This window comes from Paracoccus sp. pheM1 (assembly GCF_018499825.1).
Taxonomy (GTDB): domain Bacteria; phylum Pseudomonadota; class Alphaproteobacteria; order Rhodobacterales; family Rhodobacteraceae; genus Paracoccus; species Paracoccus versutus.
The window spans coordinates 559,475-583,385 of sequence record NZ_JAGXCX010000001.1 but is presented as its reverse complement, the minus strand read 5'-3'; the positions used below and the strand labels follow the sequence as shown (position 1 = coordinate 583,385).

The 23,911-nt window shown below is 69.7% G+C and carries 26 protein-coding genes, 1 tRNA gene and 1 pseudogene; 8 read left to right on the top strand and 20 right to left on the bottom strand.

Features of this window, described 5'->3' with window-relative positions; genetic code table 11:
* Nucleotides 1–81: 81 nt before the first annotated feature.
* The 6 genes and pseudogenes from KF941_RS02985 to tatA form a co-directional block, all read right to left on the bottom strand.
* Nucleotides 82–1,833 (bottom strand): sigma 54-interacting transcriptional regulator, encoded by a 1,752-nt coding sequence (locus tag KF941_RS02985; RefSeq protein WP_346428956.1) that lies wholly within the window; start codon nt 1,831–1,833, stop codon nt 82–84.
* Nucleotides 1,834–2,126: 293 nt separating this feature from the next.
* A tRNA-Met gene (locus KF941_RS02980) sits at nt 2,127–2,203 on the bottom strand.
* Nucleotides 2,204–2,403: 200 nt separating this feature from the next.
* Nucleotides 2,404–3,246, bottom strand: a complete 843-nt coding sequence (locus KF941_RS02975) for an ATP-binding protein (RefSeq protein WP_036759181.1) — start codon at nt 3,244–3,246, stop codon at nt 2,404–2,406.
* On the bottom strand, nt 3,239–4,117 hold the full coding sequence (gene tatC, locus KF941_RS02970) for a twin-arginine translocase subunit TatC (RefSeq protein ID WP_214273632.1): 879 nt from the start codon (nt 4,115–4,117) through the stop codon (nt 3,239–3,241). The genes KF941_RS02975 and tatC overlap by 8 nt, the downstream gene beginning before the upstream one ends.
* A gap of 33 nt (nt 4,118–4,150) precedes the next feature.
* The gene (gene tatB, locus KF941_RS02965) at nt 4,151–4,660 is read right to left on the bottom strand and encodes a Sec-independent protein translocase protein TatB (protein ID WP_036759186.1); all 510 of its coding nucleotides are present in this window, start codon (nt 4,658–4,660) and stop codon (nt 4,151–4,153) included.
* Nucleotides 4,661–4,852: 192 nt separating this feature from the next.
* Nucleotides 4,853–5,005: pseudogene (gene tatA / locus KF941_RS27780) on the bottom strand (twin-arginine translocase TatA/TatE family subunit); the annotation flags it as partial.
* Nucleotides 5,006–5,164: 159 nt separating this feature from the next.
* On the opposite strand from tatA, the gene KF941_RS02955 reads away from it, so the two are divergent.
* A complete protein-coding gene (locus KF941_RS02955) occupies nt 5,165–5,776 on the top strand; it encodes a MarC family protein (RefSeq protein ID WP_036759190.1) in 612 nt (203 codons plus the stop codon).
* A complete protein-coding gene (locus KF941_RS02950) occupies nt 5,776–6,351 on the top strand; it encodes a TIGR02281 family clan AA aspartic protease (protein ID WP_072462053.1) in 576 nt (191 codons plus the stop codon). The genes KF941_RS02955 and KF941_RS02950 overlap by 1 nt, the downstream gene beginning before the upstream one ends.
* A gap of 16 nt (nt 6,352–6,367) precedes the next feature.
* Here KF941_RS02950 and KF941_RS02945 read toward each other — a convergent pair whose 3' ends face one another.
* From KF941_RS02945 to KF941_RS02925, 5 genes are all read right to left on the bottom strand, one after another.
* A complete protein-coding gene (locus KF941_RS02945; RefSeq protein WP_157034092.1) occupies nt 6,368–6,517 on the bottom strand; it encodes a hypothetical protein in 150 nt (49 codons plus the stop codon).
* A gap of 155 nt (nt 6,518–6,672) precedes the next feature.
* The gene (locus KF941_RS02940; protein ID WP_036759192.1) at nt 6,673–6,873 is read right to left on the bottom strand and encodes a hypothetical protein; all 201 of its coding nucleotides are present in this window, start codon (nt 6,871–6,873) and stop codon (nt 6,673–6,675) included.
* Between the two features lie 68 nt (nt 6,874–6,941).
* Complete coding sequence (locus KF941_RS02935) at nt 6,942–7,148, bottom strand: cold-shock protein (RefSeq protein ID WP_036759195.1); 207 nt, start codon at nt 7,146–7,148, stop codon at nt 6,942–6,944.
* A 182-nt stretch (nt 7,149–7,330) separates the two neighbouring features.
* Complete coding sequence (locus KF941_RS02930) at nt 7,331–9,151, bottom strand: ATP-binding cassette domain-containing protein (RefSeq protein ID WP_214272503.1); 1,821 nt, start codon at nt 9,149–9,151, stop codon at nt 7,331–7,333.
* Between the two features lie 127 nt (nt 9,152–9,278).
* Nucleotides 9,279–10,241, bottom strand: a complete 963-nt coding sequence (locus KF941_RS02925) for a serine hydrolase domain-containing protein (protein WP_036759718.1) — start codon at nt 10,239–10,241, stop codon at nt 9,279–9,281.
* A 107-nt stretch (nt 10,242–10,348) separates the two neighbouring features.
* On the opposite strand from KF941_RS02925, the gene KF941_RS02920 reads away from it, so the two are divergent.
* Genes KF941_RS02920 through recR form a run of 4 tightly spaced genes read left to right on the top strand, consistent with a single transcriptional unit; the run spans nt 10,349 to nt 13,437 of the window.
* Nucleotides 10,349–10,645 carry a DUF2218 domain-containing protein gene (locus tag KF941_RS02920; protein WP_036759720.1) on the top strand — a complete coding sequence of 99 codons (297 nt, stop codon included), beginning with the start codon at nt 10,349–10,351 and terminating at the stop codon, nt 10,643–10,645.
* 59 nt (nt 10,646–10,704) lie between these two features.
* Complete coding sequence (locus KF941_RS02915; protein WP_214272502.1) at nt 10,705–12,483, top strand: DNA polymerase III subunit gamma/tau; 1,779 nt, start codon at nt 10,705–10,707, stop codon at nt 12,481–12,483.
* Nucleotides 12,484–12,486: 3 nt separating this feature from the next.
* On the top strand, nt 12,487–12,831 hold the full coding sequence (locus tag KF941_RS02910) for a YbaB/EbfC family nucleoid-associated protein (RefSeq protein ID WP_036759723.1): 345 nt from the start codon (nt 12,487–12,489) through the stop codon (nt 12,829–12,831).
* Nucleotides 12,832–12,834: 3 nt separating this feature from the next.
* The gene (gene recR / locus KF941_RS02905; RefSeq protein ID WP_072461993.1) at nt 12,835–13,437 is read left to right on the top strand and encodes a recombination mediator RecR; all 603 of its coding nucleotides are present in this window, start codon (nt 12,835–12,837) and stop codon (nt 13,435–13,437) included.
* Between the two features lie 129 nt (nt 13,438–13,566).
* Here the strand turns inward: recR and KF941_RS02900 are convergent, their stop codons facing one another.
* Together KF941_RS02900 and KF941_RS02895 are read right to left on the bottom strand one after the other, a co-directional pair.
* A complete protein-coding gene (locus KF941_RS02900) occupies nt 13,567–14,013 on the bottom strand; it encodes an Hsp20 family protein (protein ID WP_036759727.1) in 447 nt (148 codons plus the stop codon).
* 212 nt (nt 14,014–14,225) lie between these two features.
* Nucleotides 14,226–14,468 (bottom strand): DUF465 domain-containing protein, encoded by a 243-nt coding sequence (locus tag KF941_RS02895; protein ID WP_214272501.1) that lies wholly within the window; start codon nt 14,466–14,468, stop codon nt 14,226–14,228.
* Nucleotides 14,469–14,561: 93 nt separating this feature from the next.
* On the opposite strand from KF941_RS02895, the gene KF941_RS02890 reads away from it, so the two are divergent.
* Nucleotides 14,562–15,329: a DUF599 domain-containing protein gene (locus KF941_RS02890; RefSeq protein ID WP_036759729.1), complete on the top strand. Its 768-nt coding sequence runs from the start codon at nt 14,562–14,564 to the stop codon at nt 15,327–15,329.
* Here the strand turns inward: KF941_RS02890 and KF941_RS02885 are convergent.
* From KF941_RS02885 to KF941_RS02855, 7 genes are all read right to left on the bottom strand, one after another.
* Complete coding sequence (locus KF941_RS02885; protein ID WP_036759730.1) at nt 15,240–16,436, bottom strand: MFS transporter; 1,197 nt, start codon at nt 16,434–16,436, stop codon at nt 15,240–15,242. The genes KF941_RS02890 and KF941_RS02885 overlap by 90 nt on opposite strands.
* Before the next feature lie 279 nt (nt 16,437–16,715).
* The gene (locus KF941_RS02880; protein ID WP_214272500.1) at nt 16,716–17,501 is read right to left on the bottom strand and encodes a crotonase/enoyl-CoA hydratase family protein; all 786 of its coding nucleotides are present in this window, start codon (nt 17,499–17,501) and stop codon (nt 16,716–16,718) included.
* Nucleotides 17,498–18,352, bottom strand: coding sequence for a hydroxymethylglutaryl-CoA lyase (locus tag KF941_RS02875; RefSeq protein ID WP_114536673.1), 855 nt, complete (start codon nt 18,350–18,352; stop codon nt 17,498–17,500). The genes KF941_RS02880 and KF941_RS02875 overlap by 4 nt, the downstream gene beginning before the upstream one ends.
* Nucleotides 18,339–18,992, bottom strand: coding sequence for a glutathione S-transferase (locus tag KF941_RS02870; protein WP_214272499.1), 654 nt, complete (start codon nt 18,990–18,992; stop codon nt 18,339–18,341). Before KF941_RS02870 ends, KF941_RS02875 begins: the two co-directional genes overlap by 14 nt.
* The gene (locus tag KF941_RS02865) at nt 18,989–20,917 is read right to left on the bottom strand and encodes a biotin carboxylase N-terminal domain-containing protein (RefSeq protein ID WP_214272498.1); all 1,929 of its coding nucleotides are present in this window, start codon (nt 20,915–20,917) and stop codon (nt 18,989–18,991) included. The genes KF941_RS02870 and KF941_RS02865 overlap by 4 nt, the downstream gene beginning before the upstream one ends.
* A gap of 79 nt (nt 20,918–20,996) precedes the next feature.
* A complete protein-coding gene (locus KF941_RS02860; protein WP_072461999.1) occupies nt 20,997–21,497 on the bottom strand; it encodes an O-acetyl-ADP-ribose deacetylase in 501 nt (166 codons plus the stop codon).
* 5 nt (nt 21,498–21,502) lie between these two features.
* Nucleotides 21,503–23,107 carry a carboxyl transferase domain-containing protein gene (locus KF941_RS02855; RefSeq protein ID WP_214272497.1) on the bottom strand — a complete coding sequence of 535 codons (1,605 nt, stop codon included), beginning with the start codon at nt 23,105–23,107 and terminating at the stop codon, nt 21,503–21,505.
* Nucleotides 23,108–23,250: 143 nt separating this feature from the next.
* Between KF941_RS02855 and KF941_RS02850 the strand changes: the two genes are divergently transcribed.
* Nucleotides 23,251–23,859, top strand: a complete 609-nt coding sequence (locus KF941_RS02850; RefSeq protein ID WP_116222255.1) for an OmpW family outer membrane protein — start codon at nt 23,251–23,253, stop codon at nt 23,857–23,859.
* Nucleotides 23,860–23,911 lie beyond the last annotated feature (52 nt).

The following is a 23,911-nucleotide window of genomic DNA, read 5'->3' as shown; positions in this document are numbered from 1 at the left end:
CGGGGGACCGACCCGTGTTGTCCGGTTTTCGGACGATGTGTCGGACAGCGGGCGGACAACGGGCGGACAGCTGCCGGCGCGTCAGTCGCGGCGCGGGCGCGGGATGCCGTATTGGTCCAGCTTCAGATACAGCGTCGAGCGCGCGATCCCCAGCCGCCGGGCGACCTCGGTCATGTTGCCGCCCGCCTCGGCCACGGCGGCGGCGATCTCGGCTCGTTCGCGGTCGCGCAGGGTGCTTTCGGCCCGCGGCCCGGCGGGCCGGGTCAGGTGCCGCGGCAGATCGGCTACGTCGACGAGCCCGCTCAGCGAGGTCGCGCCCAGCGATTCCATGAGGTTGCGCAATTCGCGCAGGTTGCCCGGCCAGTCATGCGCCTGAAGATGCAGCATCGCCGCCGGGGTAAAGCGCAGGGCCCGGCCATGGCGCTGCTGCGGATAGGCCGCGGCAAAGCGGCGGATCAGGGCGGGCAGGTCGTCGCGCCGCTCGGCCAGGGCGGGCAGGCGCAGGGTGGCGGCGGCCAGCCGGAAATACAGGTCGCTGCGCAGCTCGCCCTGCGCCATCCGCTCGGCCAGACCGGCCGAGGACAGCGACAGGATCTGCAAGGGCGCGGTTGCCGCGCGGCGCAGATGGGCCAGGACTTGCGCCAGCAGCGCCTGCACCGGCGGCGGCGCCTGGGCCGGCTCGTCCAGGCACAGCGTCCCGCCGCTTTCCGCCAACCGCGTCAACGCGCCCGCATCGACCAGGTCGTCGCGCAGCGCATCGGGGTCCAGCAGGCTGCAATCGACGAATTCGAAGCGCTGGCCCGCCTGCGGCCCCGCCCCGTGCAGCGCGCGGGCAAGGGTTTCCTTTCCCGCCCCCACCGGCCCCTCGATCAGCAAGGGCACGTTGCCCTCGACATATTTCGCGGCGGCGGCGCAGATCGGGCCCAGGCAGGCGCCGCTCTGGGCGATCTGCGCCAGGTCCACCGCCGGATCGGCCGGGCCGCGGCTGCGCAAACCGGGCCGCGGCAGGGTAAGCATGACGCCCAGCATGTCGCCGCGATCCGCCAGCACGTCCACGTCGGCATGGGGCAGAACCTGCCGCAGCCGGGCGGCCAGATGGCCCGGATCGCCATCGCGCGCGTCGGCCGGCAGGTGCAGCGCCCTGCCCTCGCCGTCCCAAGCCCGGCCCGCCGCGGCATCGAAACCGGCACTGGACCAGACCGGCTGGCCGAAGCGGTCCAGCACCATGATCGCATCGCCGCTGCGGTCGCGGCGCTCGGCCAGCAGCCGCTCGACCAGGCGGCGATGCTCCTGCAGGCCGGCGTTGCGCATCGCCTCCTCGATCTGCATGGCCAGCGTGACCGAAAAGGCCGCAACCTGGCCGAAGGACTGTTCGGAAGGCCCCGAGATGTCGATGGCGCCCAGCAACTCGCCGCTGAACGGATCCTTGATCGGCGCGGCGGCACAGGACCAGCGCTGGATCGCCTCGCAGAAATGCTCGACGCCCGAGATGGTGACGGGCTTGACCAGGTGCAGCGCCGTGCCGATCGCGTTGGTGCCGATGGTGTCCTCGTTCCAATGGCCGCCGGGGTGAAGGTGGTTTTCCTGCCCGCGCGACAGGATGCGGGCATCGCCCTCGGCCTCCATCACCACGCCGCTGCGGTCGCAAAGCAGCAGCATCATCCCCGCGTCGTTCAGCATGTAGCCGGCGCGGCGGATCGCCGTCTGCGCGGCCGAGCGCAGGCGCTGGTTCCGGCTGCGGATCGCGCGCAACTCGTCCTGCGCGACGCTGGGCGCGCGCTTGAGCGTCTCGATCTCCTTGCGTCCCCTGGACCTGACCCAGGATCTGAGCACGACCTCCCGTATGCTGGGGGGTACGCTCCCCAGCGCTCGGAATCGCTCCCAGTCCTCCTTCTGGATGCTTTCCGGCATGTTCTTGCGCCCTGCGTTAAAGGCTGACGGATAGTAAGGTGCGCGGCCCTGCCGGTGTCAAGAAAAAGCCGGCCGGACGGCCTGCGGCTTTTTACGCCGGTCGCGGCAGCGGCGGGTTCCCCAAAGGGCTTCCCGCCGTTCCGGTGCCCCCATCCCTTGCCCGCGCACAAGGGCAACGGACCCCAAGGGGTGGTTCATCTGCAAAGGGGGAGAAATGGTAGCGGAGGAGGGATTTGAACCCCCGACACAAGGATTATGATTCCTCTGCTCTAACCAGCTGAGCTACTCCGCCACGGAGTGCGTGCGATTTACGGCGGGCGGCGGGGGGCGTCAAGGGGCCGAAAGCAGGTTTCTGAAAGTTTTTGGCCCGCCCCCGGCCCCTGCGCCATGCCCGCCCGCGGCCGATCTTCTTCGTTGCCCAAATACCCAAAAATCACGCGCCACGGCGCGCGCGGCAAGCGCCACCGCCGCCTGCGCGGAAACACCGTCGAATCAGATCGCGATGCCGTTGCGCCCCGCGAGATCGGTAAAGAACTGCCAGGCCACCCGACCCGAGCGAGAGCCGCGCGTCGCCTGCCACTCGATCGCCTCGGCGCGCAACTGCTCCTCGGGGATCTGCAAGCCGTAGGCGTCGCAATAGCCGCGCACCATGGCCAGGTATTCGTCCTGCGAGCAGGGATGGAAGCCCAGCCACAGCCCGAAGCGATCCGACAGCGAGACCTTTTCCTCGACCGCCTCGCCGGGATGGATGGCGGTCGAGCGCTCGTTGTCGATCATGTCGCGCGGCATCAGGTGGCGCCGGTTCGAGGTGGCGTAAAGGATCACGTTCGCCGGCCGCCCCGAGATGCCGCCGTCCAGCACCGCCTTGAGCGACTTGTATTGCGTGTCGTCATGGCTGAAGGACAGGTCGTCGGAAAACAGCACGAAGCGGCGCTCGCTCGCCCGGCCCAGGATCGCCAGCAGCCGCCCGACCGAGCCCAGATCCTCGCGCGCGATCTCGACCAGCACCAGCGGCAGGCCCTGGCGCACCGCCTCGGCATGCACGGCCTTGACCAGCGAGCTCTTGCCCATGCCGCGCGAACCCCAAAGCAGCGCATTGTTCGCCGCATGGCCGCGGGCGAATTGCAGCGTGTTCGCCAGCAGCGTGTCGCGCGCCCGGTCGATGCCGATCAGCTGCACCAGATCGACGCGGTTGACCTCGGCCACCGGCTCCAGCCGGTCGGGGTCGGGCTGCCAGACATAGGCGGTGGCCTCGGTGAAACTCGGTTCGGGCGCGGGCGGCGGCGACATGCGTTCCAGCGCCGCGGCGATGCGCAGCAGGGCTTCGTCAGACATCGGCTTCCTGTTCTTCCAGCTCGCGTTTCTTCTCCATCCGCCGCACCAGGAAGATCGACACCTCGTAAAGCCCGTAGATCACCGAGAACAGCACGATCTGGCTGATGACATCGGGCGGCGTGACCATGGCGGCAAGGATCAGGATCACCACGATGGCATAGCGGCGCACGCTGGCCAGCCCTTCCGAGGACACCAGCCCCGCCTTGCCCATCAACGTCAGCGCCACCGGCAACTGGAAGGACAGGCCGAAGGCCAGGATGAACTTGGTGGTCAGCGCCAGGTATTCCTCGACCGAGCCCTGGAAGACGATGCCGGCCCAGGGCTGCTCGGCACCCGCCGCACCCCCCGCCCCAGCCGCCCCAGCCGCCCCAGCCGCGGCGGCGACCGCCGGATCGGCGGGCTGCGCCGCCGGACCTTGCTGGAAGCCCAGGAAGAAGTCGAAGGCCCAGGGCAGGATGATGTAATAGGCGAAGGCCGCGCCGATCAGGAACATCACCGGCGAGGCGACCAGGAAGGGCAGCAGCGCGTTCTTTTCGCTGCGGTAAAGCCCCGGCGCAACGAAACGCCACAGCTGGTAGCCGACCACCGGAAAGGCCAGCACGAAACCGCCGAAGAAGGCGATGCGCATGGCGACGAAGAAGCCCTCCTGCAGTTTCAGCAGGATCAGACCGCAGGCCTGGTCGCGCTTTTCCAACGCGTGACAGATCGGCTGGGTCAGGAAGTCGAAGATCGGGTTCCAGACGAAATAGCACAGCACCATCGCCACGACGAAGGCGAGAACCGACCAGATCAGCCGCGTGCGCAGCTCGGCCAGATGCTCGATCAGGGGGGCGGATGTGTCGTCGATATCGTCCGGCTTGGCAGATTTCATCGCCACGGGAGCGGCCTCTTCATGTCAGTCTTGTCAAGCGCGGTCGGACCGGCGCACGGCGTGCAGGCGGCGGCGCCCCTCGGCCGTGTCCAGCGCATCCTCGGCGGCTACCGGCGGGGCGGCGACGCCCGGCGCGGGCGGCAGGTCGGCGGGCGGGGCGGCAGGCGCGTCGCTGCCGTTCGCCGCGGGCTGCGGCGGCAGCGGGGCCGAGGGATCGGGGACGGGCGCCTTGCGGCCGGCCTCGTCCTTGGGGTTCAGCGGATCCCATTTCTCGAACCGCTCGGTCGCGCGTTCCAGCGCGTCAAGTCCCAGCGCGCGTTTCGAGCTCAGCGCGTTCACGTCCTTGAGCGTCTTGGCCGCGTCGTCAAGGCCCGAGCTCTTGGCCGCATCCTCCATCGCGCTGCTGAACTCGCGCGCCATCGAGCGCGCGCGCGCGGTGATCCGGCCCAGCGTGTGAAACAGCTTGGGCAGATCCTTGGGTCCGATGACGATCAGCGCCACCACGCCGATCAGCAGCAACTCGCTCCAGCCGATATCCAACATGACCGTCGGGCCGGGGGATCAGAGCTTGGTCGTGTCGGTCGGCGTCACGTCGCGCAGCGCGCTGTCGGCGCCGGTGCGGGCGCGCTCGGCGTCAAGCTTGGCGCGTTCGGCGGCCAGGTCGGCGCGGGCGCGCTCGATGTCGTCGGCGGTCTTCAGCTGCTCCAGTTCCTTGGGCTCGCTGTGGGCGGCGGCGTCGATATCCTCGGCGCCTTCCTTGACGCCTTTCTTGAAGGCGGTGATCCCCTTGCCGACCTCGCCCATCAGGGACGAGACCTTGCCGCGCCCGAAAAGAACCAGAACGACGATTGCGATCAGCAATAGCGCCATGGGTGAAGGTGCGTGCATCTGTTTTCCTCCGTGGCAGGCCCCTGGGCCTTGCGGTGCATCCATCTGTCCCGATATAGGTCGGGATCGCCCTCTTCGAAAGCCCCAAACGCGTGATCGCGCCGTTTGCCCCGCCGCCGCGCTTCGCCCCTGCCCAGGTTCCACGCCATACCGCCCGCCATGGAAAGCACCCAGATCATCAGCGCCTTTGTCACGCTGTTCGTCGTGATCGACCCGGTGGGGCTTGCGCCGCTGTTCATCGCCCTGACCCGCGACATGACGCCGCAGCGGCGGCGGCGGATCGGCTGGCGGGCCCTGGCCATCGCCGCGGCGCTGATGACGCTTTTCGGCCTTGCGGGCGAGGCGATCCTGACCGGCATCGGCATCTCGCTGTCCGCCTTCCGCATCGCCGGCGGGCTGCTCTTGTTCCTGACCGCGCTGGACATGCTGTTCGAACGCCGCACCGAGCGGCGCGAGGGCCAGGCCAGGGACGATGACGACGATCCTTCGGTCTTTCCGCTCGCGACGCCGCTGCTGGCCGGTCCGGGGGCGCTGGCCTCGATGATCCTGCTGGTCGGGCAGAACCCCGGCCCCGCCCATACGCTGATGATCCACCTGGTCATGCTGGCGGTCCTGGGCATCGCCGCCGCGCTTTTCGCCGTGGCCGGGCCCATCGCGCATGTGCTGGGCCGCACCGGGACCATGGTGGTCACGCGGCTTTTCGGCATGCTGCTGGCAGCGCTGTCGATCCAGTTCGTGATCGACGGGCTCAAGGGTTCGGGGCTGGTATGATGGGCGAGGAATTCGGCCGGATCGCCTATCTGGTGCTGCTGCTGGTCGCCGTCGGCGGCTTCCTGCTGGTCGAGCTGCGTGTCCGGCCGGGCCAGACGCTGCGGCAGGCGGCGGCCTGGGGGCTGATCTTCCTGGGCGCGGTGGCGCTGGCCGGGCTTTGGGACGACATCCGCGGCACCATCTCGCCGCAGGCACGGATGCTGGAAGGCGGCCGGATCGAGGTGCCGGTCGGCAATGACGGCCATTACCACCTGACCGCGCAGGTGAACGGCACCCCGGTGCGCTTCGTCATCGACACCGGCGCCACCAGCATCGCGCTGGGGCCCAGGGACGCCGCCCGCGTCGGCATCGACCCCGAGACGCTGGCCTATGCCGGCCAGGCCCGCACCGCGAACGGCATCGTCCAGACCGCAACCGTGCTGCTCGATTCGGTCGCCATCGGCGAGATCCGCGACACCCGCGTTCCTGCGGTGGTGCTGCGCGCCGAACTCGAGCAATCGCTGATGGGCATGTCCTACCTGTCGCGGTTTGCCCGTGTCAGCATCGAGGGGAACCGGCTGGTCCTGGAACGCTGACCGGCCGCCTGACGATTCAGGAGGCGGAGGCCGCCTTGCCCTCGCGCCCGGCAGCGGCCGAGGCTTCGATCTGCTTGTTCAGGAACATGATCGCCAGCCGGCGGCGGTCCTGCTGTCTTTGCGTGATCTTGCGGCGATTGACGCGCCTGTTCGATGTTCTTGCCATGTTTGTCTTGCCTTTTTTTCTTGAGATTATTGGGCCGCCCCCACCCGACCCTCGCCCGGTTGCGCCGGGAAAGGCCCGATGGGACCAGCCGCGATAAGGGGATAATATGGGAGCGGTCAGGAGGGACTGCGCAAGACCCGTGACGCGCGAGGCGTCTATTTCTTGCGCTTCTTGCCCGCTGTCCCGCCGTCGGCGGCTTCCCTGGCCAGCCGCGCCGCGCGCAGGCTTGCGGTCAGCTCCTGGCGGCGCTGGGTCTGCTCGCTGATGATCTGCCTGGCCTCGGAGGTGGTCCGATCCATCGCCGTCAGCGGCGTCGGCTCGCGGAAAAGTCCCTTCAGTCGGTCCTTGGGTGCCATGCGAGCCTCCGATAAGGTTGGTCCGACCAGGATCGGTCGGACCATCTGTCTTGAAATCGGGGGCCGGATCAGGCCAGCGCCAGGTCGCGCGCCGATTGACGGCCGTCGCGGCCGGTTTCGATTTCGAAGGTCACGGCCTGGCCGTCATCGAGTTGACGGATGTTCGCCCGCTCGAGGGCCGAAATGTGGACGAACACGTCCTTGCCGCCCTCTGCGGGGGCGATGAAGCCGAAGCCTTTGGTGGCGTTGAACCATTTCACGGTGCCATTGGCCATCGTGATGTCTCCTTAGAGTAATACCGTCCGCGACATGCGACGGCCCGGCTCAGTCAGATCGAAGCATAGTCTGAAGCCGGAAAGGAGACAGGATGCGGAAGAAATAACCTAGCCCGCAGAACATGGGGGGCAATGCGCAAAAATGCAAGGGCTGTCTGCACGCGGCCGGATATTCGGCCGATTCAGCCCTGGTCGCGCTCGGCCAGGTCCAGCCATTCCTCCTCGGCGGCGGCCAGCGCCTGCTGGCGTTCGACCAGGGCGTCGCTGGCCTTGGTGAACTTGGCCGGGGCGGTCTGGAACAGGTCGGGCTGGGCCAGGAACTCGGTCAGCTTGCCGATCTCGGCCTCCAGCCGCTCGATGACGGCCGGCAGCGTCTCCAGCCGCTTGCGTTCCGAAAAATTGAGCCCGGCGCGCGCCGCCTCGGCCTTGGGCGCGGGCGCGACCTGCGCGGGCCTGGCGGGGACCGGCCGGGTCGGCTCGGGCGCGGGGGTCGCCTGCGGGCGCTGCGCGCGATAGTCGGACCAGCCGCCGGGATAGATCGTGGCGCGACCGTCGCCCTCCATCGCCACCGTGGTCGTGGCCACGCGGTCGATGAAGTCGCGGTCGTGGCTGACCAGCAGCACCGTGCCGTCGTAATCGCCCAGGATGTCCTGCAGCAGGTCCAGCGTCTCGACGTCGAGGTCGTTGGTCGGCTCGTCCAGCACCAGCAGGTTCGAGGGCCGGGCCATGATCCGCGCCAGCAAAAGCCGCGCCTTTTCCCCGCCCGACAGGCTGCCGACCGGGGCGCGCGCCTGCGCCTCGTCGAACAGGAAATCCTTGAGATAGGCCACGACATGGCGCGGGTTGCCGCGCACCATCACCTGGTCCGAGCGCCCGGAAACCCGCATGGACGGGTCGCCCGCCAGCGCGTCCCACAGCGTCACCGTCTCGTCTATGGCGCTGCGCGCCTGGTCGAAGACCGCGATTTCCAGGTTGGTGCCATGCCTGACATCGCCGGTATCGGGCGCGATCTCGCCGGTCAGCATCTTGATCAGCGTGGTCTTGCCGGCGCCGTTCGGGCCGACGAAGGCCACGCGGTCGCCGCGCAGAACCCGCAGGTCGAAGGGCTTCAGGATCACCCGCTCGCCGAAGGACTTGGAGATGCCCCTGGCGTCGATCACCCGCTTGCCGGATTGCGGCCCCGCGTCCAGTTCCATCGCCGCCGTGCCCTGGCGGCGGATCTGGCCGGCGCGTTCCTCGCGCAGCGCGGCCAGCGCGCGGACGCGGCCCTGGTTGCGCTTGCGCCGGGCGCTGATGCCCTCGACCGCCCAGCGGGCCTCGGCCTTGATCTTGCGGTCGAGCTTGTGGCGCGCCTCGTCCTCGGCGGCCCAGAGGGTTTCGCGCCAATCCTCGAAATGTTCGAATCCCTTGTCCTGCCGGCGCACCTCGCCGCGGTCGATCCACAGCGTCGCCCGCGTCAGCGCCCGCAGGAAGGCCCGGTCGTGCGAGATCAGCACGAAGCCGGCCCTGGTCGTGGAAAGCTGCTCTTCCAGCCAGCCGATCGCCTCGATGTCGAGATGGTTGGTCGGCTCGTCGAGCAGCATCAGTTCCGGCGCCTCGGCCAGCAGCCGGGCGAGCGCCGCCCGCCGCCGCTCGCCGCCCGAGGCGGTGGCTGTCGGGCGGTCGGGGTCGAATTTCAGCCCCTCGGCCGCCATCTCGACGCGGTAGCCCTCGGCGTCGCCAAGGCCGGCGCGGGCGAAATCGCCCAGGGTGGCAAAGCCCGACAGGTCGGGATCCTGCTCCATGTAGCCGACATAGATGCCGGCGGGGGTGACGACCTCGCCGCTGTCGGGCTCGACCAGCCCGGCCATGACCTTCATCAGCGTGGACTTGCCCGAGCCGTTGCGGCCGACCAGCGCCAGCCGGTCGCCCTGCTGGACGGTCAGGTTCAGCCCGTCGAAGACGGGATTGCCGCCGAAGGTCAGGGAAATATCGGTGAGTTGCAAAAGCGGTGCGCGTGCCATGAGGGGGCAGATATGCCGCGCCAGCCTCCGGGTCAACGGGGGGCGGACGGGGGCGGGATGGGGGCGCTGCCCCCGGCCCTGCGGGCCTCCCCCGGAGTATTTTCGCAACGGAGAAACGGCCGGGAAATCACAGCGCCGCCACCAGCCGGCCGGCCAGCGCATGCAGCTCGGTGCGATAGCCCGAGCGGGCCGAGGGCTGGTCGGGGTCCGAGGTCATGGCGATGGCGACCGGCACCCGGCCGGGAAACACGTAGATCATCTGCCCGCCATAGCCCCAGCCATAGCGCACCGGCCGGCCGCCGATGCGGCTGATGAACCAGCCATAGCCATATGCCTCGCCGTTGAAGATCGAGCGGGTGCGCGGCTGCCAGCTGGCCTCGATCCAGCGCGGCGGGATCACGCCCTGCCCGCCCGCGGCATAGGCGGCGCCGAAGGCCAGGAGGCTGCGGGTGCTCATCGCCATCTGGTTGCCGCCCAGATGGATGCCCTGCGGATCACGGTCCCATGCGGCGATGGCGAAGCCGGGGATGCGCAGCCAATCCCGCGCCAGCGCCAGCGTCGAGCGCCCCGAGGCGCGCGCCAGCATGGCCGAGACCAGATGCGTCGAGGCGGTGGAGTAAAGCATCCCCTGCCCCGGATCGGCGACGAAGGGCGCGGCCAGCGCGGCGCGCACCCAGTTGCGGCTGCCGACCCAGCGGCCGTAGTTCGGCCCGGACTGGCGCTGCAGGCCCGCCTGCATCGACAGCAGGTGCCCCAGCGTCAGCCGCGCCAGGCGCGGGTCGGGGTCGGCAGGCAGGTCGGCACGCAGCAGCTCGGCCACCGGCTGGTCGGTGCCGGAGAACAGCCCGCGCGCGATGGCGATGCCCGCCAGCGCCGAGACGATGGATTTCGAGGCCGACTTGATGTTCGTCGCCCGGTCGGGCGTGAAGCCGCCGAAGCCGCGCGCCGCCACCTCCTCGCCGTCGCGCCAGACGGCGACGGCGCGCAATTGCGGCAGGTCCGCCGCCTCGAGCACCTCGCGCGGCGAGGCCGGCGCCAGGCGCGGCAGGGCCAGCAGCGGCAGGGCAAGCAGGATTGAACGTCGCCTCATCCGGGTTATATGGGGGACACCGGGTCCGGGCCGAGCCCGCTCACCGTTTCGTGACCCTTCCATGTCCGCCAGCCGCCGCCAGCCGGACCCGCAAGACAGGAAAGACCATGTCCCAGACCGTCATCCTTTCGACCTGCCGCGTGGCGACGCCGAACGGCAGCCGCTACCTGCAGCAGCTCTGCAAGCATTGGGCGCACAAGTTCGAGGTCGCCTTCGACCCCGCCCAGGGCCGCATCGTGATGCCCGAGGATCGCATCGTGACCCTGACCGCCACGCCCGAGGCGCTGGAAATCCGGCTGGAGGCGCCCGAGGACACCACCGCCCATATGCGCCACATCGTCGACAGCCACATCGCCCGCTTCGCCTTCCGCGAGGAACTGGCCTTCGACTGGCAGCCCGCCTAAGGGCGGTTGCCGCCCCCCGTCCGCGCCGCTAATCTGCGCCGGTCAACAAAGGCCGAGGCATGAGCGAGAGCGAACGGAACTACCAGGTGCTGGCGCGGAAATACCGCCCCGAGACCTTTGCCGACCTGGTCGGCCAGGACGCGATGGTGCGGACGCTGAAGAATGCCTTCGCCGCGGACCGCATCGCGCAGGCCTTCGTGATGACCGGCATCCGCGGCACCGGCAAGACCACCACGGCGCGCATCATCGCCAAGGGGCTGAACTGCACCGGCCCCGACGGCCAGGGCGGCCCGACGACCGAGCCCTGCGGGGTCTGCGAGCATTGCGTGGCGATCTCGGAAGGCCGGCACGTCGACGTGATGGAGATGGACGCCGCATCCAGAACCGGCGTGAACGACATCCGCGAAATCATTGAATCGGTTCACTATCGCGCCGCCTCGGCCCGCTACAAGATCTATATCATCGACGAAGTCCACATGCTTTCGACCAGCGCCTTCAACGCGCTTCTGAAGACGCTGGAAGAACCGCCGCCGCATGTGAAGTTCATCTTTGCCACCACCGAGATCCGCAAGGTGCCGGTCACGGTGCTGTCGCGCTGCCAGCGTTTCGACCTGCGCCGCATCGAGCCCGAGGTGATGATCGCGCTGCTGCGCCGCATCGCGACGGCGGAAGGCGCCGAGATCACCGAGGACGCGCTGGCGCTGATCACCCGCGCCGCCGAGGGCTCGGCCCGCGACGCGACCAGCCTGCTGGACCAGGCGATCAGCCATGGCGCGGGCGAGACGACGGCGACGCAGGTCCGCGCCATGCTGGGGCTGGCGGACCGCGGCCGGGTGCTGGACCTCTTCGACATGATCCTGCGCGGCGCGGCGGCCGAGGCGCTGGCCGAGTTGCAGGCGCAATATGCCGATGGCGCCGACCCGATGGCGGTCCTGCGCGACCTGGCCGAGATCACGCATTGGGTCTCGATCGTGAAGATCACGCCCGAGGCGCTGGACGACCCGACCATCGGCCCGGACGAACGCGCCCGCGGCCAGCAGATCGCGGAAAAGGTGCCGATGCGGGCGCTGACCCGGCTGTGGCAGATGCTGCTGAAGGCCCTGGAAGAGGTGGGCCAGGCCCCGAACGCGATGATGGCGGCCGAGATGGCGATCATCCGCCTGACCCATGTCGCCGACCTGCCCGACCCCGAGGCGCTGATCCGCAAGGTGCAGGCCAGCGCCGCGGCGGGCGCGTTCAGCCGCAGCGCCGCACCGGCCGCCGCGCGCAGCGAGGCGCCGCGGGCGGCCGCCGCGCCCCGCGCGCCCATGGCGGTGCGCCAGGACGGCAGCGCCGCGGCGCTGGCGGTCTCGCCCGATGCGCTGGCGGGGTTCCCGGACTTCGAATCGGTGATCGAGCTGATCCGGCGGATGCGCGACATGAAGCTGCTGCTCGATGTCGAGGATCACCTGCGTCTCGTGCGCTATTCCCCCGGCCGGATCGAGTTCCAGCCGACCGAGCAGGCGCCGCGCGACCTGGCGCAGCGGCTGGCGGAACGGCTGCGCGGCTGGACCGGCGGCCAACGCTGGGCGGTGACCGTGACCTCGGACCCCGGCCGGCCCTCGATCAGCGAACAGCGCGCCGAACGCGAGGCCGAGGCCCGCGCCCGCGCCATGCAGAACCCGACCGTGCAGGCGATCTTCGCCGCCTTCCCCGGCGCCAGGATCACCCGGATCCGGCCGATCCCGGTGCCGGTCGCGGTTGAAAAACCGGCGGGCGAGGATACATCCCCGCATGAGCTGACCGAAGGCCCGGTGGCCGAGGTCGAGGAATGGGATCCCTTCGAGGACGAGGATTAGGCGATGTTCAAGGGCCTTGGCGACATGGGCGACCTGTCGAAGATGATGGAAGCCGCCCAGCAGATGCAGACCAAGATGGCCGAGATGCAGGAAGGGCTGAACCGCCTGACCGTCACCGGCGAATCGGGCGGCGGGCTGGTCAAGGCCACCGCGACGGCCAAGGGCGAGTTGACGGCGCTCGACATCGACCCCTCGATCTTCCGGGCCGAGGACAAGGAAGTGGTCGAGGACCTGATCCTGGCCGCGGTCAGGGACGCGCAGCGCCGGGCGCAGGACAAGGCGGCCGAGGAGATGGCTCGCCTGACCCGCGAACTCGGCCTGCCCGCCGACATGAAGATGCCGTTCTAGGCGATGCCGCCCACCTCCGGCGACGAGATCGAGACGCTGATCGCCACCATGGCACGGCTGCCGGGGCTCGGGCCGCGCTCGGCCCGGCGCATCGTGCTGCACCTGATCCGCCGCCGCACCGGGCAGATGGCGCAGCTTGCGGCGCTGATGGCCAGCGTGGCGGAGCATGCCCGCGAATGCCTGGTCTGCGGCAATATCACCCAGTCCGACATCTGCCCGATCTGCGAGGATCCCGGCCGCGCCACCGGCGAGATCTGCGTGGTGACCGACGTGGCCGACCTCTGGGCGCTGGAACGCGGCCGCGCCTTTCACGGCCGCTACCACGTGCTGGGCGGCAGCCTCTCGGCGCTGGACGAGATCGGCCCCGAAGACCTGCGCATCCCCCAGCTCATCGCCCGCATCGCCGAGGAAAAGGTCACCGAGGTCATCCTCGCCCTCTCGGCCACGGTCGAGGGCCAGACCACAGCGCATTACATCGCCGAGGCGCTGGCACCCACCGGCGTCGCCGTCACCGGCCTGGCGCAGGGCGTGCCGATCGGCGGGGAACTGGACTATCTCGACGACGGCACCATCACCGCCGCGCTCCGCGCCCGCCGCCAGTTCTAGCGGCGCCCGCCGAGCCGGGGCTCTGCCCCGGACCCCGAGGGTATTTTCACAACAGAGAAAGACGCAGGACACGGATCGGCGGTGTGCATAAGAAAAGGGGCTCCGAAACCGGCGCCCCCGGCCGCGCCGTCAGGCGTCCAGCTTTTCCACCGCCTTGGCCGGCTTGGCGATCTCGATGCGGCGCGGCTTCAGCGCCTCGGGGATCTCGCGCACCAGGTCGATGTTCAGCATGCCGTCCTCGTGGCTGGCGCCCTGCACCCGGACATGATCGGCCAGGGTGAAGCGGCGTTCGAAGGCGCGGGTGGCGATGCCGCGATGCAGGTAGCTGCGGCCCTCGTCCTCGGCGGCCTTGCGGCCCGAGACGATGACGGCGCCGTCCTTGACCTCGACGCTCAGTTCGTCGGCGGAAAAGCCGGCGACGGCGATCGAGATGCGATAGGCATTCTCGCCGGTCTTCTCGATGTTATAGGGCGGGTAGCTGGCGATGTCGGCCGACAGGGCACGGTCCATGACATCGGCCATGCGGTCGAAGCCGACCGAGGCACGATAAAGCGGAGTCAGGTCGAAATTGCGCATGTTTCGCATCCTTCTTCAAGCGATACAAAGGCTTGCCCCCCGGTGCGGGCGGGCAGGTCCGTCGGCGCCCCAGGGGCCCTCCGACAGGGTTGAAGTAGGAATGCGCCCGGCGGCTTTCAAGCCCCGGCCCGCGGGCCGGACAGGCAAGGAAAAAGGGCGCGCGGACCCGCCGCACGCCCCATCCAGCCCCAGGCCGGCAGCCGGGCGGCCCGTCAGGCGCGGGCGACGGCCAGCATGCGGGCGATCTCGTCCTTCAGCCCGGCGCGCTGCTTGCGCAGCTGGGTCTCGGCCTCTTCCGACATCGGCGTATGGCGGCTTTCGGCCGCGGCGACCTGGTCGTTCACCTCGTCATATTCCTCAAGCAGGCGCGCGAAATGCGCATCCGAGAGCTTCAGCTCGTGAATGCGCTCCGCATCGTTGGGAAATTCCTCGTGGATGGCGTGGGGTGCTGCCATTTTCATCTGCTCCGGTACAAAGATAACCAGGTTGCTGGATAGACGCCGCGACGCAGGCTGGCAACAGCAAGACCACGAGGATAGAACCGCGCCATGGACCCGAACACCGCCCTGCCCGGCCTACCCGCCTTTGGCCCGCTGTCGCCGGCCGACCTTGCCGCCCTGCTCTGGCTGTTCCTGGCCTGGCTGGGCATCGGCTGGATCACCGAGAACCCGCCCAGGGCCCATCCCTCGGTCACGGTGCTGATGAAGGCCTATCGCCGCGAATGGATGCGACAATTCATCACACGCGACCCGCGCATCTTCGACAGCGCCATCCTGACCACCCTGCGCGAGGGCACGGCCTTCTTCGCTTCGGCCTGCCTGATCGCGGTCGGGGGCGGGCTGGCGCTGATCGGCAATACCGACCAGTTGGCCGGCGTGGCGCGCCAGTTCGACCTGGGCCACGTGCCGACGCTGAAATGGGAAATCAAGATCGTCGTGGTGCTGTTCTTCGTGGCCAACGCGCTTCTGCGCTTCGTCTGGTCGCACCGGCTGTTCGGCTATTGCGCGATCATCATGGCCTCGGTCCCGAACGAGCCCGACGACCCCCGCGCCGCGCCGCTGGCCATGCAGGCGGCCGACATCAACATCACCGCGGCGAAAAGCTTCAACTCGGGGCTGCGCTGCGTCTATTTCGCGCTGGGGGCGCTTGGCTGGCTGGCGGGGCCCTGGGGGCTGTTCCTGGCCACCAGCTACGTGCTTTTCATCTCGTGGCGGCGCGAATTCGCCTCACACTCGCGCCGGGCGATCATGAAGCCGGTTCCCGGCGAGACGGGCCTGCTGCCAGGCAAGCCCGAGGGCGAGCATCCCCGCCCCTGACAGCGCCACCGCCACCAGCCCCGAGGAACGCCAGCCCCAGCCCGCCGCCAGCGCCAACCCGGCGAGCCAGGGCCCCAGCGCATTGGCGGCGTTGAAGGCGGCGTGGTTCATCGCCGCGGCCATGCTCTGCGCCTCGCCCGCGACCTCCATCAGCCGGGTCTGCAAGGGCACCACCATGCCCGAGCCCAGGCCCAGCAGGAAGGACGAGGCCAGCATCATCCCCCAGTCGCCCACCGCCCAGGCGGCGAAAGCCTGGGTCGCGGCCATGAACAGCATCAGCCGCAGCGCCGCGCCCCAGGTGCCATGGCGCATGGTCAGCCGAGCGGCCAGGATGCTGCCCAGCGTGCCGCCGATGCCGAAGGCCGACAGCGTCGCCGGGATCGCCCAGCCCGGCGGCTGCGTCGTCGCCAGCATCGCGGCCGAGAGATAGGAATAGACCGCGAAGAGCCCGCCGAAGCCGATGGCGCCGACCAGCAGGATCAGCATGACCGCCGGATTGCGCAGCGCCTTCAGCTCGGCCAGCGGCCGCGCATCCCTGGGCGCGCCGACCCGCGGCGCCAGCCGCAGGATCAGCCAGCCTGCCAGCAGCGCCAGCACGCCGGGCAGCGCAAAGCCCCAGCGCCAGCCGAGCCCCTGCCCCAGCACCCCGGCCAGCGGCACCCCGGCGATATTGGCGACGGTCAGGCCCAGAAGCACCTGCGTCACCCCCTTGGCGCGCTGGTCCCGCGGCAGGGCATCGGCGGCAAACAACATGGCCACGCCCAGGAAGCCGCCATGCGGCAGGCCGGCCAGGAAGCGCGTGCCGACCAGCGTGCCATAGCCCGGCAGCACCGCCGCCAGCAGGTTCATCACCCCGTAAGCCGCGATCAGCCCCGCCAGATAGCGCCGCCGCGGCAGCCGCGCGCCCAGGATCGAGGTGATCGGCGCCCCCACCACCACGCCCAGCGCATAGGCCGACACGACATGGCCGGCCTGCGGCTCGCTGATGCCCAGGTCGCTCGCATACCAGGGCAAGAGCCCCATGGCGGCGAATTCCGAGGTGCCGATGGCGAAGGCGCCAAGGCCCAGGGCAAGGATGGCAAGCTTGAGATTGGGCTGCGGCGGCATGGCGGCACCTTCGGGGCTGGCGGATGTGGGAAAATCAGGCCCGCTAGCGTTAACAGATGCGACCATATGCCGCCAAGCCGCCCGCCGCGAAGCCCTGACATGCAATAGGCGCAAGGCTGCGACGGCATGCCGCCGGTTGTCTTCTTCGTTCCCAAAATACTCAAATCCCGCAGCGCGGGCAGGCGCAGCGTCGATGCGGCGACTGAACCTGCAATCCCGGCGCTGCAGAAAACCTTCCGATGAGTATTTTCGGAACGAAGAAGCTGTCGGGCCAGCGCCTCAGCCCGGCTGCCAGCGCGGCTTGCGCTTGTCGAAGAAGGCGGCGATGCCTTCCTGGGCCTCGTCGCCTTCCCAGACATCGACCAGGGCCTGGATGCTGGCCTCGATCTCGGCCTCGCCGATGGGCGGGCCGAGGCGGCGGGCCAGGCGCTTGGCCGCCGCCACCGCGCCGGGGGCGCAGGAGAGATAGGGCGCGATCTCGGCCTCGACGGCCGCGTCCAGCACCGCGGCATCGGCAAGGCTCGCCAGCAGGTTCAGCCGCATCGCCTCGCCCGCGTCGAAGAGGCGCGCGGACATGAAGACGCGGCGCGCCCCGTCCTCGCCCATGCGGGTCAGGACATAGGGGCCGATGGTGGCGGGGATCAGGCCGAGCCGAGTCTCGGTCAGGCCGAAGCGCGCCTCGGGCACGGCCACGGCGACATCGCAGACCGAGATCAGGCCGATCCCGCCGCCGAAGGCATTGCCCTGGACCCGGCCGATCAGCGGCTTGGGCAGGGTGTTCAGCGCGTTCAGCATCATCGCCAGTTCGCGCGCGCCGGCCCGCCGGGTTTCGGCATCGGCGCGCATCTGCTCCTGCATCCAGCCCAGGTCGCCGCCGGCGCAGAAGCTGCGCCCCTCGGCGGCCAGCACCACCACGCGCACGGCCGGGTCGTCGCCAAGCCGCTGCGCGGCTTCGGTCAATTCGCGGATCATCTGCGCCGAAAGCGCATTGTGCTTGTCCGGGCGCGCCAGCCACAGATGCGCGACGCCGCGGGCATCGGTCTCGATGCGGATCGTTTCCATCATGCGCCTCCTCTCATGCCGCGGGCCATGGCGGCGGCCTTTTCGATCACCGCCATGTCGAGCCCGGTGTCGTGGCCGCCCAGGGCCAGGTGCGCGGCGAGTTTCTCGGTCGCGACATTGCCCGCGGCGCCGGGCGCATAGGGACAGCCGCCCAGGCCCCCCACGGCGGCGTCGAAGACCCGCAGCCCGCGCGCGAGGCTCGCGTCGATATTCTCCAGCGCCCGACCGGCGGTGTCGTGGTAATGGCCGGCCAGGTTTTCGGGCGGCAGTTCCTCCAGAACTGCGGCCAACATGGCGTCGATCGCCTCGGGTCGGGCCTGGCCGATGGTGTCGCCCAGGCTCACCTCGTAGCAGCCCATGTCGCGCAGGCTGGCCGCGACGCGGGCGACGCTTGCGGGCGCCACCTTGCCGTCGAAGGGGCAATCCGTCACCACCGAGACATAGCCGCGCAGCGGGATGCCGTCGGCCCGCGCCGCCTCTGCCACCGGCGCGAGCCGCGCGAGGCTTTCGGCGATGGTGGCGTTCAGGTTCGCCCTGGAAAACCCCTCGGAGGCCGAGGCGAAGATCGCCACCTCGTCCGCGCCGGCGGCCCGCGCCGCCTCGTAGCCGCGCAGGTTCGGGGTCAGCACCGCATAGCGGATGCCCGGCCGGCGGGCGATGCCGGCCATGACCTCGGCCGCGTCCGCCATCTGCGGCACCCATTTCGGCGGCACGAAGCTTGTCACCTCGATGCGCCGGAAGCCGGCCTGCGACAGCAGGTCGACCAGGGCGATCTTTTCCGCCGCCGGGATCAGGCGCTTTTCGTTCTGCAACCCATCGCGCGGGCCGACCTCGAAGATCTCAACCTTGGACATCGGGCACCTCGTAGAAATCGCGGTCATAGATGGCGTCGCCCCCGGCGCGGGCCAGGGCGCGGCGATAGGCCGGCCGCGCCAGCATGCGGTCGCGATAGGCGGCCCGCGCCGGATAGCCGGCGGCGGGCAGGAAGCGGAACAGCGCCTCGATATTGAAACCCAGCATGCAATCGGCGGCCGAGAAGGTGGAAAGCAGCGTCTCGCGCCCCGCCAGATGCGCGTCGAGCGCCTGGGCGGTCACGGCCAGCCGCCGGGTATCGAGCCGCATCAGCGGCACCGAGCGCGCGCTTTCGGGCCGCAGGAAGATGTGGTGGATGTTCAGCGCCTGCAGGATATTGGCCTGGGTTTCGGCGAAATGGACCCATTCCAGGAAATCGGCGCGCTCGGGCTCGCCCGGTCTGGGGGCCAGGCGGCCTTCGCGCTCGGTCAGGTATTGCAGGATGGCACCGGATTCGAAGATGGCGCGGCCGTCGATTTCCAGCGCCGGGATGCGGCCGGCGGGGGAGAGCGCCCGGAACTCGGCGCTGCGCAGGCTGCCGTCGGTCAAGGACCAGGAGCGCAAGGTGCAATCGAGCCCCAGTTCCTCGATCAGCCAGAGCACGCGCATGGAGCGCGAGCCGGGGACATGGTGCAGGATCATGCGTCCTCTTCCTCCTCCAGCCGGATCAGGGCGGCGCCGGCCTCGACCTGGTCGCCGGCAGCCGCCAGCACCTCGGCCACGCGGCCGTCGCGGGCGGCGGTCAGCGTGTGCTCCATCTTCATCGCCTCGAGGATCGCCAGCGGCTCGCCCGCCGCCACCTGCTGCCCCGGCTCGACGAAGATCGCCTTGACGAGCCCCGGCATGGGCGACAGCGTCATGCCGCCCCCCGCCTCCTCGCCGCCGCGGGCCAGCGGGTCGAGCGGGATGAGCGTCAGCGAGCGGCCGCCGAAGACGCTGGTGCCCGCGGCATGGTTCACGATGCGCGAGCGGCGCGGGCTGCCGTCGACCCACCAGCGCCCGCCCTCATAGCCGATCTCATGCGTGCCGCCGTCCAGCGTGACGCGGGCGGCGCCGGGGCCCAGCACCTCGAGCAATGCCTCGCCGCCGTCCCAGGCGATGGTGCGGCGCAGCGGCTGCCACAGCGTGATGCCGCCGCGCAGCATCGGATCGTCGAGCCCGGCAAGGCCGAGGACTGCCAGTGCCTTGGCCCGCGGGTCGGGTTCGGCGGCCTCGACCAGCGCCTGGAGGTCGCGGGCGATCAGGCCGGTATCGACCTCGCCCCGGCCAAAGCCTTCGTGGCGGGTCAGCGCGATCAGGAAATCGACATTGGTGACAGAGCCCGCCACCTCGGTATCGACGAGCGCCGATTCCAGCGCCCGCAGGGCGATGGCGCGCGTCGCGCCATGGGTGACGATCTTGGCGATCATCGGGTCGTACCAGGGCGAGATGGCATCGCCGGGCCGCACCCCGGTCTCGATCCGGGCATGGTCGGGAAAGCGCAGATGCGCCAGCCGCCCGGTGGCGGGCAAAAAGCCCGCGGGCACGTCCTCGGCATAGAGCCGGGCCTCGAAGGCATGGCCGGTGATGGCCAGGTCTTCCTGCCGGGCCGGCAGCGGCTCGCCGCTGGCGACGCGGAGCTGCCATTCCACCAGGTCGATGCCGGTGACGAGTTCGGTCACGGGATGTTCGACCTGGAGGCGGGTGTTCATCTCCATGAACCAGAAGCCGTCGGGGCGAAGACCCCGGCTGGCATCGACGATGAATTCGACGGTGCCGGCGCCGGCATAGCCGATGGCCTCGGCGGCGCGGGTGGCGGCCGCGCCCATGGCCGCGCGCATCTGGGGCGTCATGCCGGGGGCCGGGGCCTCCTCGATCACCTTCTGGTGGCGGCGTTGCAGCGAGCAGTCGCGTTCGAAGAGGTGGACGGCGCGCTGGCCGTCGCCGAAGACCTGCACCTCGATATGGCGGGGCCTGGAGATGTATTTCTCGATCAGCACCGCCGGGTTGCCGAAGGCGGTGGCGGCCTCGCCCTGCGCGGATTGCAGCGCGGCGGGGAAGTCCCCGGCGCGTTCGACCAGGCGCATGCCCTTGCCGCCGCCGCCGGCCACCGCCTTGATCAGGACGGGATAGCCGATCCTGTCGGCCTGGGCCTGGAGGTGGTCCGCGTCCTGGTTCTCGCCGTGATAGCCGGGGACGACCGGGACGCCGGCCTCTGCCATCAGCGCCTTGGCGGCGTCCTTGAGGCCCATCTTGCGGATCGCCTGCGCCGAGGGGCCGATGAAGGTCAGCCCCGCCGCCGTCACCGCATCGACGAAATCCGGGTTCTCGCTGAGAAAGCCGTAGCCGGGATGGATGCCTCCGGCGCAGGTGTCGAGCGCGGCGCGGATGATGGCATCGCCGCGCAGGTAGCTGTCCTTGGGCGCCGGGCCGCCGATCGGCAGGGCCTCGTCGGCCAGGGCGACGTGGCGGGCGCCGCGGTCGGCCTCGGAATAGACCGCGACGGTCCGCACGCCGAGCTTGCGGGCGGTGTCGATGACGCGGCAGGCGATCTCGCCGCGGTTGGCGATCAGGATCTTCTGGAACATCCGGCGGCTCCTGTGGCAGCGGTCGGGCCGGGGGTTTCACACCCCCGGACCCCCGTGGGGTATTTGGAAAACGGAGAAATCATCGGCGGGCCTCGTCCACCGCCTGGCGGAGCGTGGCATGGCTGCCGGCGTCGAAGCCGACCAGGATCACTTCGAGGCCGGCGGCATGGTCGAGGATGGTCGCGACCGCGATGCGGGCGGCGCGCTCGGCCGGGAAGCCGTAGATGCCGGTCGAGATCGCCGGGAAGGCGATGCGGGCGATGTCATGGGCCTGGGCAAGAAGCAGGCTGTGGCGATAGGCGCTGGCGAGCAGGTCGTCCTCGCCCGCCGTGCCGCCTTGCCAGACCGGGCCGACAGCATGGATGACGTATCGGGCCGGCAGGCCGTAGCCCCTGGTGATGCGGGCCTCGCCGGTCGGGCAGCCGCCGATGGCGCGGCATTCCGCGAGCAGTTCGGGGCCGGCGGCGCGGTGGATGGCGCCGTCGACGCCGCCGCCGCCCAGCAGCGTGCGATTGGCGGCATTGACGATGGCGTCCATGGCGAGCCGGGTGATGTCGCCTTGCAGGGTGGAAATGCGCATCGGCGTCACATCCTGAAGATGCCGAAGCGCGTCGGCTCGATGGGCGCATTGAGGCTGGCGCGCAGGCTGAGCGCCAGCACGTCGCGGGTCTTTCGGGGGTCGATGACGCCGTCGTCCCAGAGCCGGGCCGAGGCATAGAGCGGGTGCGACTGGCGCTCGAACATCTCGATGGTGGGGCGCTTGAACTCGGCCTCTTCCTCGGCACTCCAGCGGCCGCCCTGGCGCTCGATCCCCTCGCGGCGCACGGTGGCCAGCACGCCCGCCGCCTGTTCGCCGCCCATCACCGAGATGCGGCTGTTGGGCCAGGTCCAGAGGAATCGCGGCGAATAGGCACGGCCGGCCATGCCGTAATTGCCGGCACCGAAACTGCCGCCGACCAGCATGGTGATCTTGGGCACATTGGTCGTCGCCACCGCCGTCACCATCTTGGCGCCGTGCCGGGCGATGCCCTCGTTCTCGTATTTGCGCCCGACCATGAAGCCGGTGACGTTCTGCAGGAAGACCAGCGGGATGCCCCGCATCGAGCAGAGCTCGATGAAATGCGCGCCCTTCTGCGCGGCCTCCGAGAAGATCACGCCGTTGTTGGCCACGATGCCGATGGGACAGCCTTCGAGATGGGCGAAGCCCGTCACCAGCGTCTCGCCGAAGCGGGCCTTGAACTCGTCGAAACGCGAGCCGTCCACCACGCGCGCGATCACCTCGCGGATGTCGTAGGGGGTCTTGAGATCGGCGGGGACGAGGCCGAGGATTTCCTCGGGGTCATGGGCCGGGGGTTCGGGGGATTGCCATGCGACGCCCTCCGGCCGGCGGCGGTTCAGGTTGGCGACGGCACGGCGGGCGATGGCCAGCGCATGGGCGTCGTCCTCGGCCAGGTAGTCGGCGACGCCGGAAAGGCGGGTGTGGACATCGCCGCCGCCCAGGTCTTCGGCCGAGACCACCTCGCCGGTGGCGGCGCGCACCAGCGGCGGGCCGGCCAGGAAGATCGTGCCCTGGTTGCGGACGATGATGGTCACGTCCGACATGGCCGGGACATAGGCGCCGCCCGCCGTGCAGGAGCCCATGACCACGGCGATCTGCGCGATGCCCTTGGCCGACATGCGCGCCTGGTTGTAGAAGATGCGGCCGAAATGGTCGCGGTCGGGAAAGACCTCGTCCTGGTTGGGCAGGTTCGCCCCGCCGGAATCGACCAGGTAGACGCAGGGCAGATGGCATTCCTCGGCGATCTCCTGCGCGCGCAGGTGCTTTTTCACCGTCATCGGGTAATAGGTGCCGCCCTTGACCGTCGCGTCATTGGCCACGACCATCACCTCTTGCCCATGCACCCGGCCGATGCCGGCGATCACCCCGGCCGAGGGTGCGGCGCCGTCATACATGCCATGCGCCGCCGTCGCGCCGATTTCCAGGAAGGGCGAGCCGGGATCGAGCAGGTTCGCCACCCGCTCGCGCGGGGGCATCTTGCCGCGGGCGACATGGCGCTCCAGCGCCTTCGCGCCGCCGCCCGCCGCCGCGGCCAGCGCCGCCTCGCGCACCGTCTCGAGCATGGCGAGATGCGCCGCGCGATTGGCGCGGAAGGTTTCCGAGGAAGGCAGGACCGAGGTGCCAAGCTTCATCGCATCATCCTTTCGGTCGAAGCGCCGGAGGTCTGCGCCAGTTTGTCGCAGGCCGGCCAAAAGCGGAAATATTGATCCAGATCAACGTCGAAGCCCGAAGCAAGGCGCGATGAGCGAGCATGCGACAAGAAAAGAGGATCGCCATGAGACACAAGCTTGCCATCGCCGCGGCACTCGCCGCGCTTGCCTCCCCCGTGCTTGCGCAATCGCAAGGCGACTGGACGCTTGGCTTCGGGATCGCGCATGTGAACCCGAAATCGGACAATGGCGTGCTGGCGGGGCCGACGCCGGTGGATGTCGGCAACAGCACCCGCCCCAGCATCACCTTTGAGTATTTCATTCGCGACAATATCGGCATCGAGGTGCTGGGCGCCCTGCCCCTCAAGCATTCGATCAAGTCGAACGGGACCGAGATCGGCACGGTCAAGCACCTGCCGCCGGTCGTGTCGGTGCAATATCACTTCGACGTGCATCCGCGCTGGAAGCCCTTTGTCGGCCTGGGCGTGAACTTTACCGGCTTCTGGGACGGCGAGGCCAAGGGGCCGCTGGCCGGCCAGGATCTGCGGGTCAAGAACAGCCTGGGCCTGGCCGCGCATCTGGGCGTGGATCACTGGATCAACGACCGCGCCGCGCTGCGTGCCGACCTGCGCTGGATCGACATCGACCCCGATGTCGAGCTGAACGGCACCAAGATCGGCACCGTGGAGGTCGATCCGCTCGTCGCCGGCATCAGCTATGTGATGAAGTTCTAGGCCGCCGTCACGGCCTGGACGGGGGCGTCGCCACCGGGCGCGCCCCTTTTCC

Excerpts from the sequence above, each read along its gene's own strand:
- KF941_RS02885 (WP_036759730.1), bottom strand. The coding sequence starts at position 16,436 with ATGCCGCCGCAGCCCAATCTCAAGCTTGCCATCCTTGCCCTGGGCCTT.
- KF941_RS02875 (WP_114536673.1), bottom strand. The coding sequence starts at position 18,352 with ATGTCCAAGGTTGAGATCTTCGAGGTCGGCCCGCGCGATGGGTTGCAG.
- KF941_RS02870 (WP_214272499.1), bottom strand. The coding sequence starts at position 18,992 with ATGATCCTGCACCATGTCCCCGGCTCGCGCTCCATGCGCGTGCTCTGG.
- KF941_RS02865 (WP_214272498.1), bottom strand. The coding sequence starts at position 20,917 with ATGTTCCAGAAGATCCTGATCGCCAACCGCGGCGAGATCGCCTGCCGC.
- KF941_RS02915 (WP_214272502.1), top strand. The coding sequence starts at position 10,705 with ATGAGCGAGAGCGAACGGAACTACCAGGTGCTGGCGCGGAAATACCGC.
- KF941_RS02925 (WP_036759718.1), bottom strand. The coding sequence starts at position 10,241 with ATGAGGCGACGTTCAATCCTGCTTGCCCTGCCGCTGCTGGCCCTGCCG.
- KF941_RS02950 (WP_072462053.1), top strand. The coding sequence starts at position 5,776 with ATGGGCGAGGAATTCGGCCGGATCGCCTATCTGGTGCTGCTGCTGGTC.
- KF941_RS02975 (WP_036759181.1), bottom strand. The coding sequence starts at position 3,246 with ATGTCTGACGAAGCCCTGCTGCGCATCGCCGCGGCGCTGGAACGCATG.
- KF941_RS02850 (WP_116222255.1), top strand. The coding sequence starts at position 23,251 with ATGAGACACAAGCTTGCCATCGCCGCGGCACTCGCCGCGCTTGCCTCC.
- KF941_RS02880 (WP_214272500.1), bottom strand. The coding sequence starts at position 17,501 with ATGATGGAAACGATCCGCATCGAGACCGATGCCCGCGGCGTCGCGCAT.
- KF941_RS02920 (WP_036759720.1), top strand. The coding sequence starts at position 10,349 with ATGTCCCAGACCGTCATCCTTTCGACCTGCCGCGTGGCGACGCCGAAC.
- KF941_RS02930 (WP_214272503.1), bottom strand. The coding sequence starts at position 9,151 with ATGGCACGCGCACCGCTTTTGCAACTCACCGATATTTCCCTGACCTTC.
- KF941_RS02900 (WP_036759727.1), bottom strand. The coding sequence starts at position 14,013 with ATGCGCAATTTCGACCTGACTCCGCTTTATCGTGCCTCGGTCGGCTTC.
- tatC (WP_214273632.1), bottom strand. The coding sequence starts at position 4,117 with ATGAAATCTGCCAAGCCGGACGATATCGACGACACATCCGCCCCCCTG.
- KF941_RS02855 (WP_214272497.1), bottom strand. The coding sequence starts at position 23,107 with ATGAAGCTTGGCACCTCGGTCCTGCCTTCCTCGGAAACCTTCCGCGCC.
- KF941_RS02860 (WP_072461999.1), bottom strand. The coding sequence starts at position 21,497 with ATGCGCATTTCCACCCTGCAAGGCGACATCACCCGGCTCGCCATGGAC.
- KF941_RS02955 (WP_036759190.1), top strand. The coding sequence starts at position 5,165 with ATGGAAAGCACCCAGATCATCAGCGCCTTTGTCACGCTGTTCGTCGTG.
- KF941_RS02910 (WP_036759723.1), top strand. The coding sequence starts at position 12,487 with ATGTTCAAGGGCCTTGGCGACATGGGCGACCTGTCGAAGATGATGGAA.
- tatB (WP_036759186.1), bottom strand. The coding sequence starts at position 4,660 with ATGTTGGATATCGGCTGGAGCGAGTTGCTGCTGATCGGCGTGGTGGCG.
- KF941_RS02890 (WP_036759729.1), top strand. The coding sequence starts at position 14,562 with ATGGACCCGAACACCGCCCTGCCCGGCCTACCCGCCTTTGGCCCGCTG.
- KF941_RS02895 (WP_214272501.1), bottom strand. The coding sequence starts at position 14,468 with ATGGCAGCACCCCACGCCATCCACGAGGAATTTCCCAACGATGCGGAG.
- recR (WP_072461993.1), top strand. The coding sequence starts at position 12,835 with ATGCCGCCCACCTCCGGCGACGAGATCGAGACGCTGATCGCCACCATG.
- KF941_RS02935 (WP_036759195.1), bottom strand. The coding sequence starts at position 7,148 with ATGGCCAATGGCACCGTGAAATGGTTCAACGCCACCAAAGGCTTCGGC.
- KF941_RS02945 (WP_157034092.1), bottom strand. The coding sequence starts at position 6,517 with ATGGCAAGAACATCGAACAGGCGCGTCAATCGCCGCAAGATCACGCAA.
- KF941_RS02940 (WP_036759192.1), bottom strand. The coding sequence starts at position 6,873 with ATGGCACCCAAGGACCGACTGAAGGGACTTTTCCGCGAGCCGACGCCG.